The organism is Nocardia sp. NPDC003726, from assembly GCF_053586955.1.
Window position 1 is genome coordinate 114,138 of record NZ_JBSFNF010000014.1, and the last position, 13,120, is coordinate 127,257.

Genomic DNA, 13,120 nt, shown 5'->3' on the forward strand with positions numbered 1-13,120 from the left:
CCAGTTCGTGTTTACCGGTACCACCGCGAGCATGCCGCGGATCCAGACATCGTGGCTGGGCGGGGCGACGGGCGCTTCGGCCAGCCGGCGCGCGTCCCGGTCGATCAACGCCGACGCGGTCGCGATCGATACCGACGCCACGACCGGAGCGACGGCGTACGTCGTCGCAGACGGGGTCGGAGATCATCTGCTGGGTGCCCGCGCGGCACGAACGGTCGCCGCCACCGCGGCACGCGTCGCCGCACGCGATGGGGCACGCGCGGGCATACTCGCGGCCCAGGAGGAATTGCTGCGCGAAGTCCCGGAACCCTCGGCCGACAGCGTGCTCGTGGTCGCGGTGCTTCCGGCCGCCGGTCGACCAGACGGCCCTTGCGAGGTGGCGTGGGTCGGCGACTGTCGCGCGTATCGCTGGAACGGGCGGGTGCTGCACCAGATCACCACCGACCACACCGTCGCGGAGTTGTACCGCACCCGCGGGCTCGTTCCCACCCCGCGAATGAGCCATCTGGTCACCACCTCGGCGCGCACCGTGCGGCCGGACGCGATCGGGTACGCCGCCACCGGGTCCAGCACCGGCAGGCTGCTGCTGAGCACCGACGGTGTACACAAGCCACTCGGCATCGCCGCGGTCAAAGCCATCCTCGCCGACGGCGACGCGGCTCCCACGATCGCGAGCACCTTGGTGGACGCCGCCCTCCTGGCCGGTGGAAAAGACAACGCCACCGCGCTGGTCGTGGACTTGCCCTCCCGGCCCGGCCACGACTGAGGCGTACCTCCGCCTTCGCTGCGGCCATGCGCGGGCTGACGACGGACAAAGGTCCGACTGCGCTGATCCAGGCGTACCTCCGCCTTCGCTGCGGCCATGCGCGGGCTGACGACGGACCAAGGTCCGACTGCGCTGATCCAGGCGTACCTCCGGCCAGCGGGCGATCGGCGAAGGAGGTCCGGCGCGCCCATCGGGCCGGTGCGTCCGCCGAGGCGGGGCGATCACGGGACCGACCGCGACGCGTTCGGAAACAAATACAGAAATGCTATGAATCGGCGACGCCGGGGCGCAGGATGTGCGCTGTGGAGTTGACAGCCGTGCGCATCGACAAACCGGACGATCTCAACGTCATCATCGGGCAGTCCCACTTCATCAAGACCGTGGAAGACCTGCACGAGGCGCTGGTCGGGGTCGGCCCCCACCTGCGCTTCGGGCTCGCGTTCTGCGAGGCCTCCGGACCGCGCCTGGTCCGCCATTCCGGCAACGACGACGCGCTCACCGAACTCGCCACCAAGAACGCGGTGGCCATCGGCGCCGGACATTGTTTCGTCGTCTTCCTTCGCGAAGGCTACCCCGTCAATGTGCTCAACGCCGTGCGGCAGGTCCCGGAAGTCTGCGGAATCTACTGCGCCACAGCCAATCCCGTGGAAGTACTGATCGCGGAAACGGAACTCGGCAGAGGAATCATCGGGGTGGTCGACGGTGCGGCGCCACTCGGCGTGGAGGATGCCGACGACCAGGCGGCCCGTAGGCAATTGCTCCGTCAGATCGGCTACAAACTGTAGGACCGTCCATACGGCGGTCACCTCGGCCGACGCACCGGCTGGGCCCGGAATGCCGCACAGCGATCCGGGCCCGTGCCGGGGACGTCTCAGCCGAGTTCCGCCAGTTGCGCGACGGCGGGCGCCATGCCATCTATCCATGCCGCTGGTGCGCCGGTAGTCGGCGTGACGATGGCGGCCTCGATGCCGAGCGCGGCGTAGTCGGCCATCTGGCGGACGAATTCGTCGCGGTTCTCCGGGCTCGGCCGCGGATTGTTGGCGAGGATCGTCTTGCGGATCTCGCCATAGTCGCGGCCGATGTCGTCGCAATGCCGACGCAGCACGTCGAGTTTGTGCGCGACGTCCGCCGGCGAGGAGCCGAACAGGTTGCAGGCGTCGCCGTATTGCGCGACCAACCGCAACGTCTTGCGTTCTCCCCCACCGCCGATGAGTACCTTCGGCCGGTTGATGGGCTGCGGCGAGCACAGCGTCTCGGCCAGCTGGTAGTACTTCCCGTCGAACGGCCCGTTGTCTTGCGGGTCCCACATCTGGCGGCAGATGCGCAGCGTCTCCTCCAGCCGTTCGAACCGTTCGGCGGTCGGCGGATACGGCACGCCGAGCCCGCGGTGTTCACGCTCGAACCACGCGGCGCCGATCCCGAGGACCGCCCGGCCGCCCGAGAGGACGTCGAGGGTGGTGACGATCTTGGCCAGCAGGCCGGGGTGCCGGTAGGTCACGCCGGTGACGAGCAACCCGAGATCGATGCGCGACGTGTGCGCGGCCAGATAGCCGAGGGTGGTGTACCCCTCGAGCATGTTCGCCTCCGCGGGCAACCCGGTCGGCTCGATCTGGAAGTAATGGTCCATGAACGACAGCCAGGTCGCGCCGGACTCCTCGGCGGCGGCGCCGACCCGCGCCAGCTCACCGGCGATGGCGGTGGTGCCACCGTCGATGTCGAAGATGGGAATGTGAAAACCGAGCTCCATCAAGCGGTTCCTTCTGCTGGACAACCCTGTATGACCGCACACTAAGTGCTGGAGTGCGCTCCAGGTCAAGTAGCCGATCGAACGCCCGTCAGCTCGTGCGCGCGAAATCGCCCGGCTTCCAGGTGCGGTCGAACGCCGCTTCCCCTGGTCCGTAGATGCGCAGATAGGCGAACCATCCGCGGCCGGGGACGGTTTGCAGCCAGCGGTGCTCGGCGCCGCCGGGAGGGGTGGGTCCGAAGTGCAGGCGCACGGGGCCATCGCATGGGATGTCGCGCAGCTCGAACAGCGACCGGAGGGCGGCCTTGCCTTGGTCGGCGCGGATCTGCGAGCGGGTCTCGGCGTCGTAGACCGTGACGGACCAGAACATCCCGGCCGGCACCGGTTGCGGTATGTCGAGGGTGTAAGTGGCGCCACCGTCCAGATAGTCGCCCCTCCCGTCCCGCAGGCCGAGCCAATACAGCGATCCGCCGCCGACCTGCCGCCGGAACATGCCCGGCGCGGCGGTGATCGCTTGGGCGAACCACCTTTCGCGCGCTTCGAGGTCGAGACCGGAGGCGGTGCGGAAGTCGCCGTCGCCATCGACCGACCCCACCCATTCCCACCGGCGGTCCGGCCAGGCCATACGGTCCCGGCGCGCGCCGCCGAACGCCGAGACGAGCATCTGGTCGCGCCCGGCGCGCGCCGCGGCCGTCAGCAGCGCCGCGGACCCGCGCCCGAGCGTGAACCGGGCGCCCCGCTCGAGGCCGATGGCGCCGAGCAGCCCGTACATCGACAAGAACTCCGGCACCACCGGTTCCGACTCGAGCACCCCGTGCAGCACCCGCCAGTACGAGAGGTCGTCTTCCCAGCGCAAACAGGTGCAGTCCAGGTCGAACTCGGTGATGTCGACGACGTGGAGCACCGCGCCCGCCTCCCCCACCGGATGCACCCGGACCGCTCGCAACGCATCCATCGCCCCGGCCAGATCACCGCCGATCGGAAGCGCGCGCACCGCGAGCAGCACTTTGAAGGTGGCGGATCGCCCGACGTGACACCCGGCCGGCAGCGCGCCCCGGTAACCGGGAGGAACGATGACGTAGCTGCCGCCGCGCCCTCGGTCGGGACCGGGGATGCCGAGATCGGTGATCCACCGTTGATGACGGTCGTCGACCAGCCCGATGTACGGTCCCGGCGGGAGCTCGACCACCATCGGCCCTGCCGACAGATCCAGCGCCGCAGCACCATATGGGGTGTCGGAGTTGAGGGTGAATCCGAGATGCCGCGGACGGGCCGAGAGGATTCCGATCGCGCGGTTGTCCTTCAGTCCGATCTCCCGGTTGCCGGTGCGGATACCCTCCATCGACACGGTCGGATACCAGAACCGGTACGCGACCACGGCGCGCTGGAACAGGCTGTCGTCCCAGGCCCGGGTCACGGATGTATCGACCGGGTACCCTTTCGCGAACTCGTATCGGCTGTCAACCATCGCCGCGGCCGTCATTTCCTGGACGGTGCCACCGCCGTACCGGGCAGACATCACCCGAATCGGATGAAAGGCGCTATCGCCGCCGCCGAACGGCCGGTCAGCCCGCGGTTTCGGGACGGTCGGACAATCCCAGGCGCAGATGTTCGCTGTGATAGATCGCCTCGTCCAGTAATTGGGCGACGTGGTTGTCGTAGAGGCTGTAGACGATGCTGCGCCCGGTCCGAGTGCCGGTGACCAGGCCGAGATGGCGCAGCAGCCGCAGCTGGTGGGACACCGCGGACTGTTCCATGCCGATGGCGTCGGCCAGCGCGCTCACCGGCAGCGGCCCCTGCCGCAGTTCGGTGAGGATCATCAATCGGCTCGGGGTGGCCAGCGCCTGCAACGTGGTCGCCACATGGGTGGCCGATTCGGGATCGAGACGCACGGCGGGACGGTCCCTGCCTTCGACGCCGTGTCCCATGACTGAACAGCATACTCCAAGAACAAATGAAGACATGTTCATGTGTTCTGCTATGGTCGGTCCTGTCCGTTCGCTGCCGTTCTGGAGGTGACCCATGGCCGCGCCGACGCTCGCGCCGACTCGTCCCACTCAGCCAACCGGTCGGGTACGCCCGCGCCGGACACCATTGCTGGCGCTACCCGAAATGCGTTGGGCCGCAATCGCTGTGACGTTCTTCTGTGCCGGGCTCGCGGTGCAGCTGACCGATGGCCCCCGCTGGCTGTTCTGGGGCTTGTACCTGGTCTGCTACGCCGCGGGCGGCTGGGAACCCGGGTGGGCCGGCTTGCGGGCGTTACGCGACAAGACGCTCGATGTCGACCTGCTCATGGTCGCCGCGGCGCTCGGAGCGGCGGCCATCGGCCAGATCACCGACGGCGCGCTGCTGATCGTCATCTTCGCGACCTCCGGCGCCCTGGAAGCGCTGGCCACCGCCCGGACCGAGGACTCGGTGCGCGGACTGCTCGATCTCGCGCCGGACACCGCGACCCGGGTCACGCGCACCGGCGAGGAAGAGACGGTGCACGCCACCGCACTCTCCGTTGGCGATGTCCTGGTCGTGCGGCCCGGCGAGCGGATCGCGGCGGACGCGACGGTCGTCTCGGGCGGCAGCGAGGTCGATCAGGCCACCATCACCGGGGAACCGTTGCCGGTGAACAAGACCGAGGGCGACGAAGTGTTCGCGGGCACCCTCAACGGCACGGGCGCCCTGCGAGTCCGCGTCGAGCGCCGTGCGCAGGACTCCGTGGTCGCGCGAATCGCCGCCCTGGTCGAGGAGGCATCCCGAACCAAGGCGCGCACCCAGCTCTTCCTCGAGAAGGTCGAACAGCGCTACTCCGTCGGCATGGTCGCGGCCACGCTGGCCGTGTTCGCCGTCCCCCTGCTGCTCGGCGACACCGTGCGGCGAGCACTGTTGCGCGCGATGACGTTCATGATCGTCGCCTCCCCCTGCGCGGTGGTGCTGGCCACCATGCCGCCCCTGCTGGCGGCCATCGCCAACGCGGGCAGGCACGGTGTGCTGGTCAAATCCGCGGTGGTCATGGAAAAGCTCGGCGCAACGACGCAGGTCGCCTTCGACAAGACCGGCACCCTGACCCGCGGCATCCCCGAACTCGCCGAGATCCGCTGCCTGAACTCGCGATTCACCGACACCGAGGTGCTCCGGCTCGCCGCGGCGGCCGAGCACCCGAGCGAGCACCCGCTGGCGGCGGCGATCGTGCGCGCGGCCCGCGCCCGGGAGTTGCGCCTTCCCGAGGTCACCGAATTCACCGCTCACCCCGGCCGCGGCGTGACCGCCCGCGTCGGTGACCATCTCGTCGGCGTCGGCTCCCCCACCGCGTCGGGACCCGAGCGCGGAAGCCAGGAGGCCGTCGACGCCCTGCACGCGAGCGGCTACACCGTCGTGGTCGTGACCTGCGACCGCAGGCCGATCGGCGTGCTCGCGCTGACCGACCAGGCCCGGCCGGAAGCGGTGGCGGCCGTGCGCGCGACCACCGAGGTGACCGGCAGCGCGCCGGTACTGCTGACCGGCGACAACAGCGCCACCGCCGAGCGGCTCGCCGCGCGGGTCGGGATCACCGACGTCAGGGCCGCTCTGCTGCCCGACGACAAGGTGACCGCGGTGCGCGAACTGCAGGCCGACGGACGGAAGGTCACCGTGGTCGGTGACGGCATCAACGACGCCCCCGCGCTCGCCGCGGCCGAGGTCGGCATCGCCATGGGCGGCGCCGGATCCGACCTGACCTTGCAGACCGCGGACGCCGTCGTGGTGCGCGACGACCTCACCGCGATCCCGGCGGTGATCGCGTTGTCCCGGCAGGCCCGACGGGTGGTGATCGCCAACCTGTCCATCGCCGCCACGTTCATCGGCGTGCTGGTCGTCTGGGACCTCGCCGCAACCCTGCCGCTTCCGCTCGGCGTCGCCGGGCACGAAGGATCCACCGTCCTGGTCGGGCTCAACGGGCTGCGGCTGCTGCGCACGAAAGCGTGGGAGCGAGCCGCGCGAGCACGGGACTGACTACGACCGCTGTGGCGGTGCGGAACGAACTCCGCACCGCCACAGCGCGTCCGGCTAGTCGGCGCGAACTTCGCTGCGGTCACCGCTCCACAGCGTGTGGAACTTGCCTTCGGCGTCCACCCGCTCGTAGGTGTGCGCGCCGAAGAAGTCGCGCTGCCCCTGGGTGAGCGCGGCCGGGAGACGCTCGGCGCGCAGGGCGTCGTAGTAGGACAGCGACGACGCGAACGCGGGCACCGGAATGCCGAGCAGGGTCGCGGTGGACACCACGCGGCGCCAGCTGTCGATGGCCGTCTCGATCGCCTCCCGGAAGTACGGCGCGAGGATCAGGCTCGGCAGCGCCGGGTTCTCGTCGTATGCTTCCTTGATCCGGTTGAGGAAGCGGGCGCGGATGATGCAGCCGCCGCGCCAGATCGTCGCGAGGTCGCCCGGACGCAGGTTCCAGTCGTATTCGGCGCTGCCCGCCGCGATCTGATCGAAGCCCTGCGCGTAGGCGACCACCTTCGAGGCGTAGAGCGCCTGCCGGATGTCCTCGGTGAACTGCTCCACATCGGTGGGCTTGTCGGCCAGCCGGCCGGAGGCCAGGCCCCGCGCCGCCTTGCGCTGTGCGCGGGAACCCGACAGCGCCCGCGCGAACACCGCTTCGGCGATGCCGGTCACCGGCACGCCGAGATCGAGCGCGGACTTCACCGTCCAGCGCCCGGTGCCCTTCTGCTCCGCCGCGTCGACGATCACGTCCACCAGCGGCTTGCCCGTCTTCGCGTCGACCTGATTCAGCACCTCGGCGGTGATCTCGACCAGGTAGCTTTCCAGGTCGCCGGAGTTCCACTGGGTGAACACGTCGGCGATCTGCTTGGCGTCGAAGCCGAGCGCCTCGCGGAACAGGTGGTAGGCCTCACCGATCAGCTGCATGTCGGCGTACTCGATGCCGTTGTGCACCATCTTCACGAAATGCCCTGAGCCGTCCGGGCCGATGTGGGTGCAGCACGGCGTTCCGTCGACCTTCGCCGCGATGGATTCCAGAAGCGGCCCGAGCGAGTCGTAGGACTCCTTGGGGCCGCCCGGCATGATCGCGGGGCCGTTGAGAGCGCCCTCCTCGCCACCGGAGATGCCCGCTCCGACGAAGTTCAGCCCGCGCTCGCGCATCGCGGCTTCGCGGCGAATGGTGTCGGTGTACAGGGCGTTGCCGCCATCGATGATGATGTCGCCCGGCTCCATGGCGTCGGCGAGTTCCTCGATGACCGCGTCGGTCGCCGCGCCCGCCTTCACCATGATGAGCACCCGGCGCGGCTTCTCCAGCGCGGCGACGAACTCCTCGATCGTCTCGGTCCGCACGAAGTCGCCGTCGTCGCCGTGGGCCTCGAGCAGTGCGTCGGTCTTGGCGATGCTGCGGTTGTGCAGCGCGACGGTATAGCCGTTCCTGGCGAAGTTCCGTGCGATGTTGCTACCCATGACCGCCAGACCGGTGACCCCGATCTGTGCGCGCGCTGTAGAGGTCGGCATCAATCAGCTCTCTTCGTTCGACAGGGCGGCGCGTCCGCGCGAAGCTGTTCGGCGGCGGCATCGTGGAGTCCGTTCCACGACGCTTCAGAACCTTACCCACCCCGCCGACGCGGGCACGGAGCGCATCGCGCGCCGCCGGACGAGATCGCGGGGGCCCGGCGCGGCCCGACTTCACATCTCGGCCGAGACAGGACCGGAGGCCAATTGGTCGTGCATCTCGGCGAACGCGTTCGCCAATTGGTGGATGCCTGGCGTCTCCACGGGAAAGTGCCCAGCCTCGTCCAGGACGACCAGGCGCTTGGGGGCGGCGATCCGATCGAAGAACGCCCGGCTCAGCGACAGCGGCGTCCACCGATCGGCGCCGGGGTGCACCAGCCACACGCCGGCGTCTCCATCGGCACGCTCTATCACTACGTCCCGAACAAGGACGCACTGCTCTACGCGCTCGCCGAACGCCACCTGCGGCAGGCCGCCGTGACGCTGCTGGAAACGGCCGCGCGCCTGCGCGCCGAGCAACCGCCCCTCGTGGAAACCATCCGGCAGCTGGTCGCCGCCGTGACGCGGTTGCACACGGCGCAACCGGACCTGCATCGGCTGCTGTTCGATCGAGCCCCGCGCACCGCCGAGGGTGTCGAACGACTCCGGGAACTCGAACGGGTCCTGGCCGGCGAGGTGGAGTTCCAGCTACGCCGCCTCGAGGTCGGCGGCGGCGACCCGGCGTTGACGGCGTTGCTGCTCGTGCAGGCGGTGCAAGCGCAGATCCATGGCACGGTCCTCGATCCCCCGGACGGGCGCACCGCCGACGAGTGCGGCCGGGCGATCATCGATCTGTGGACCAGGGCGCTCACGCCGCCCGCCACCCCTTGCCGACCGGCGGCCGAGTCGGCGGGAGAAGGCCACCGGTGATCCGGCACGCCGGTGCGCTCCCGGTCACCCGTAGGCGATGCGTTCCAGCAGTTCCAGCGCCTCGCCGACCTTGTGCAATTCGCCCGTCCGCAAACTCTCCGACAACGCTTGCGCCAATGCGTCGTTCGCGGACGCCTGGTGCCCGCACACCCACGCCCGGCCTTCGTCGGTGAGGGTCAGGTTCACCCGGCGTCCGTCGTTGGGGTCGCGCACACCGACGATCAGGCCCTGATCGCGCAGGCCGTCGACCACGTTGCGCATCGTCTGCGGGCGCAACATCTCCAGCCGCGCCAGGTCGACGGCGGCCATGGGACCGTATCGATGCAGTCGTCCCAGCACCGCCCACTGCGTCGCGGACAACCGCCGCTCGTCGGGGTTCCTCCGGGCGCGCCGCAGGATCACGGTGGACGCGATGCGCAGGCGGGCCGCCATGGTGGACAGTGCTGTGGCGTGCGCGATGTCGGCGCTCACGGGCGGACTCCCTCTGCGTACCTGATCGACGAACGATCCCCGGGCTGGTGATGGCTGCGGGAAGCCTACTCGACAGTAGGACTTCGGCGCGGGCTGTGACGGAATCGTCATCCGGACGGCCGCTCGCGACGGATTCGCCCTGTCGGCGGGTCGTCCGGTGGCGCGGCCCGATACCGCCGCGGACCGTTCGATGCGCGACACTGACCGCGATGGGCACACAGGCGAACAGCGGACAGCCACGGCGCAGACCGCCGCATCGGCGCGAGATGATCCTGAACGCCGCGGTCGACGCCTTCACGCACGGAGGCTATTACGGCACCACGATGGCCGACATCGCGGCGGCGGTGGGCATCTCGGCCACGGCGTTGTACCGGCACTTCCGCAACAAGCAGCAACTTCTGGGCCAATGCCTGCTGGTAGGGCTCGACGGCACGCTGGACCGGCTCGACGCCGCGCATCGCGCCGACGCTTCCGGCGGCGCGGTGCTCGCGGAGTTGGTCCGGGTCGCGCTGGAGTTGCGCGGCTTGCCGCGGCTGTGGCAACTGGAGTTCCGCAACCTGACTGCGGCGGACAAGACCGCGGTGCTCGTCCGCGCCACGCGCATCACCCGCTATCTGCGGCACACGATTCGCCTGCGCAGGCCGGAACTGAGCGCGGCCGATGTCGAACTGCTGAGCTGGTGCGTGCTGTCGATCGCGGTGAGCCCGTCCTATCACCGCGCCGAGTTGCCCGCGCAGGCGGCCGCGCAGGTGCTCGAGGCCGCGGTCGCCGCGGTCATCACCACCCGGATGCCCGAGCACCCGGACGGACACGCACCGCATCGGCCACCGCGCCTGGAAACCGGCAACACCGCGCTGGACCGGGCGCTGCGGTCGGAGCGAATGCTCGCCGAGGCGGCGCGGTTGTTCAGCACCCGCGGCTATGCCGCGGTGGGCATCGAGGACATCGGCGCGGCCGTCGGCGTCAGCGGACCCGCCCTGTATCACCATTTCGCGAGCAAGGCGGAGTTGCTGGATCAGATCGTCCGGCGCCAGGACGAATGGCTTCGGCTGCTGCTGGCCAGGGCGATCGCCGAGGGCCGCAGCGCCGAGGAATCCTTGCGCTCGCTCATGCGCAGCTTCGCGCAGTTCGGCGTCGACGAACCCGACCTTCTGGCGATCACGGTCAGCGAGACCCGTCACCTCCCCGGGGACGGGGTGCGGCGCTACCGGCGGGTTCGCCTCGACGGCATCGCGCAATGGGCCCGCCTGCTGCAGGCCGTGCGGCCGGACGTGTCCGCTCCCGTCGCGCGGGTGCTCAGCCGCGCCGTCAGCACCGTCGTCATCGATGCCGTGCGCAATCCCCGCTTCCGGCGGCGCGCCGATCTCGTGGACGTTCTCGTGGCCATCGGCGAGCGGATCGAGACGGCCGGGATGCCCGGCCGCGTTTCGCCATAGTGATTTACAGCACTTAGTCGCTATTAACTTAGTTCGGCCAATCGCGCACTAGCAGCGCGTTGATCGCAATCAGACAATCGACCATTTACTTATCGGTCATTAACAAGAGATTGCCTTCGGGGTCGGCGGTGCCGCACAGTGTGCCGTGGGTGAGCACCGATCCGTGCGCCCGCCGAATCCCTCGCCGGTACACCGGCCGTTTCTCGAAAGGCCCTGGCTCGTGAGCCATTACAAGAGCAACGCGCGTGATCTCGAGTTCAATTTGTTCGAGGTGTACGGACTCGACGACATCCTCCGGACCGGAGCGTTCGGGGACCTGGACGGCGACACCGTGCGATCCATGCTGGCGGAGGCCGCGCGCCTGGCCGAAGGGCCGGTCGCCGAGCCGTATGCCGAAACCGACCGCAACCCACCGGTCTTCGATCCGGCCACCCACTCGGTCAGCTTGTCCGAGTCGTTCAAGAAGGCGGTGCGCGCCTGGCACGACGCGGAATGGTGGCGCGTCGGCAAGTCCGAGGCGGTCGGCGGGGTGCCCGCCCCCTCGATGGTCAGCTGGGCCATCAGCGAATTCGTGCTCGGGGCGCAACCAGCGGCCTACATGTACCTGACCGGCCCGATGATGGCCCACATCATCGATGGCATCGGCACCGAGCAGCAGCGGCGCTGGGCTCGATTCATCACCGAACACAACTGGGGCGCCACCATGGTGCTGACCGAGCCCGACGCCGGCTCCGACGTCGGCGCGGGCCGCACCAAGGCGATCGAGCAGGAGGACGGCTCCTGGCACATCGAGGGCGTCAAGCGGTTCATCACCTCGGCCGATTCCGACGATCTGTTCAGCAATATCGCGCACATGGTGCTGGCCCGCCCCGAGGGCGCCGGGCCTGGCACCAAGGGCCTGTCGCTGTTCTTCGTGCCGAAGTTCCACTTCGACCACGAGACCGGTGAGCTGGGCGAGCGCAACGGCGTCTTCGTCACCAACGTCGAGCACAAGATGGGCCTGAAAGCTTCCGCGACCTGTGAGCTCACCTTCGGCGGCCACGGCATCCCGGCCAAGGGCTGGCTGGTCGGCGAGGTGCACAACGGCATCGCGCAGATGTTCCACGTCATCGAGGAAGCCAGGATGATGGTCGGCACCAAGGCCATCGCCACCTTGTCGACCGGCTACCTCAACGCCCTCGACTACGCGAAGAACCGTGTGCAGGGCAGCGATCTGACGCAGATCGCGGACAAGTCCGCGCCGAAGGTGGCCATCACCCGGCATCCCGACGTGCGCCGGTCGCTGATGATGCAGAAGGCGTACGCCGAGGGCTTGCGGGCGGTCTACCTCTACACCGCGGGCCACCAGAACGACGTGGTGGCGCAGCACATCTCCGGGGCGGACGCCGAACTGGCCGCGCGGGTCAACGACCTGCTGCTGCCGATCGTCAAGGGCGTCGGCTCCGAGCGGGCCTACCAGTACCTGACCGAGTCGCTGCAGACCCTCGGCGGTTCGGGCTTCCTGCAGGACTACCCGATCGAGCAGTACATCCGCGACGCGAAGATCGACTCGCTGTACGAGGGCACCACCGCGATCCAGGCGCAGGACTTCTTCTTCCGCAAGATCGCCCGCGACCGCGGCGTCGCGCTGGCCCACCTCGCGGGCAAGATCCGGGACACCGCGCAATCCAGCGTGGGCAACGGCAGGCTCAAGACCGAGAAAGTGCTGCTGGCCACCGCGCTGGAGGACGTCCAGGACATGGCGGGCCGGTTCACCCAGCACCTGCTCGCCGCCCAGCAGCAACCCACCGAGTTGTACAAGATCGGATTGAATTCCGTCCGGTTCCTGCTCGCCGTGGGCGACCTGCTCGTCGCCTGGCGACTGATCGTCGCCGCCGAGATCGCCTCGGCCGCATTGGATGCCGAGCCCGACCACCAGGACCGCGCGTTCTATCAGGGCAAGATCGCCGTCGCGTCGTTCTTCGCCAAGACGGTGCTGCCGCATCTCAGCGCGGAATGGTCGGTCATCTCCGATGTCGACATCAGCGTCATGGATCTCGACGAAGCCGCGTTCTGACCCGGCGGGCCAGCAGGATCAGGCGAGCCGCCGCATCCGGACGATGCGGCGGCGGCCGGGTTCCTCCACTGACAGTCGCGCCCGCGTCGTCGGCCCGGCCCGTCCTTCGCCGAAGCGGACCGGCCGTTCGGCACGCCGATCACGGCCGACGACCTCGGCCGGCTCGACGCCGGCGCCTGGGAGCTCTACCACGTCGCCGAGGACTTCGCCGAGACCCGCGACCTCGCCGCCGAACACCGCGACAAGCTCATCGAGATGAT

General features: G+C 69.3%; 13 protein-coding genes. 6 read left to right on the top strand and 7 right to left on the bottom strand.

Annotated elements, in window-relative coordinates:
- The first annotated feature begins 7 nt into the window (after positions 1–7).
- Entirely contained in the window at positions 8–766 is a 759-nt protein-coding gene (locus tag ACWDMM_RS19915; protein WP_323124054.1) for a PP2C family protein-serine/threonine phosphatase, read from the top strand.
- A gap of 293 nt (positions 767–1,059) precedes the next feature.
- Positions 1,060–1,551, top strand: a complete 492-nt coding sequence (locus ACWDMM_RS19920) for an adenosine-specific kinase (RefSeq protein ID WP_323124055.1) — start codon at positions 1,060–1,062, stop codon at positions 1,549–1,551.
- An 86-nt stretch (positions 1,552–1,637) separates the two neighbouring features.
- Here the strand turns inward: ACWDMM_RS19920 and ACWDMM_RS19925 are convergent, their stop codons facing one another.
- From ACWDMM_RS19925 to ACWDMM_RS19935, 3 genes are all read right to left on the bottom strand, one after another.
- The gene (locus tag ACWDMM_RS19925) at positions 1,638–2,513 is read right to left on the bottom strand and encodes an LLM class F420-dependent oxidoreductase (protein ID WP_195079317.1); all 876 of its coding nucleotides are present in this window, start codon (positions 2,511–2,513) and stop codon (positions 1,638–1,640) included.
- An 88-nt stretch (positions 2,514–2,601) separates the two neighbouring features.
- Entirely contained in the window at positions 2,602–3,927 is a 1,326-nt protein-coding gene (locus tag ACWDMM_RS19930) for a DUF1214 domain-containing protein (RefSeq protein ID WP_449938791.1), read from the bottom strand.
- Positions 3,928–4,075: 148 nt separating this feature from the next.
- Complete coding sequence (locus tag ACWDMM_RS19935; protein WP_195079315.1) at positions 4,076–4,438, bottom strand: ArsR/SmtB family transcription factor; 363 nt, start codon at positions 4,436–4,438, stop codon at positions 4,076–4,078.
- Positions 4,439–4,532: 94 nt separating this feature from the next.
- Between ACWDMM_RS19935 and ACWDMM_RS19940 the strand changes: the two genes are divergently transcribed.
- Positions 4,533–6,491 carry a heavy metal translocating P-type ATPase gene (locus ACWDMM_RS19940; RefSeq protein ID WP_449938795.1) on the top strand — a complete coding sequence of 653 codons (1,959 nt, stop codon included), beginning with the start codon at positions 4,533–4,535 and terminating at the stop codon, positions 6,489–6,491.
- Between the two features lie 54 nt (positions 6,492–6,545).
- On the opposite strand, the gene gndA is transcribed toward ACWDMM_RS19940, so the two are convergent.
- A complete protein-coding gene (gene gndA, locus ACWDMM_RS19945; protein ID WP_195079313.1) occupies positions 6,546–7,991 on the bottom strand; it encodes an NADP-dependent phosphogluconate dehydrogenase in 1,446 nt (481 codons plus the stop codon).
- Between the two features lie 171 nt (positions 7,992–8,162).
- Positions 8,163–8,372: a hypothetical protein gene (locus ACWDMM_RS19950; RefSeq protein ID WP_195079312.1), complete on the bottom strand. Its 210-nt coding sequence runs from the start codon at positions 8,370–8,372 to the stop codon at positions 8,163–8,165.
- Between ACWDMM_RS19950 and ACWDMM_RS19955 the strand changes: the two genes are divergently transcribed.
- The gene (locus ACWDMM_RS19955) at positions 8,358–8,897 is read left to right on the top strand and encodes a TetR/AcrR family transcriptional regulator (RefSeq protein WP_195079311.1); all 540 of its coding nucleotides are present in this window, start codon (positions 8,358–8,360) and stop codon (positions 8,895–8,897) included. The two genes, ACWDMM_RS19950 and ACWDMM_RS19955, sit on opposite strands and share 15 nt — an antisense overlap.
- A gap of 24 nt (positions 8,898–8,921) precedes the next feature.
- Here the strand turns inward: ACWDMM_RS19955 and ACWDMM_RS19960 are convergent, their stop codons facing one another.
- A complete protein-coding gene (locus ACWDMM_RS19960; protein ID WP_195079310.1) occupies positions 8,922–9,368 on the bottom strand; it encodes a MarR family winged helix-turn-helix transcriptional regulator in 447 nt (148 codons plus the stop codon).
- Positions 9,369–9,577: 209 nt separating this feature from the next.
- Here ACWDMM_RS19960 and ACWDMM_RS19965 point away from each other — a divergent pair, with 209 nt between their 5' ends.
- A complete protein-coding gene (locus tag ACWDMM_RS19965) occupies positions 9,578–10,804 on the top strand; it encodes a TetR/AcrR family transcriptional regulator (protein ID WP_357102919.1) in 1,227 nt (408 codons plus the stop codon).
- 220 nt (positions 10,805–11,024) lie between these two features.
- Positions 11,025–12,860, top strand: coding sequence for an acyl-CoA dehydrogenase (locus ACWDMM_RS19970; protein ID WP_357102922.1), 1,836 nt, complete (start codon positions 11,025–11,027; stop codon positions 12,858–12,860).
- Positions 12,861–12,878: 18 nt separating this feature from the next.
- Here the strand turns inward: ACWDMM_RS19970 and ACWDMM_RS19975 are convergent, their stop codons facing one another.
- Positions 12,879–13,097, bottom strand: a complete 219-nt coding sequence (locus tag ACWDMM_RS19975; RefSeq protein WP_195079307.1) for a hypothetical protein — start codon at positions 13,095–13,097, stop codon at positions 12,879–12,881.
- Positions 13,098–13,120: the final 23 nt, after the last annotated feature.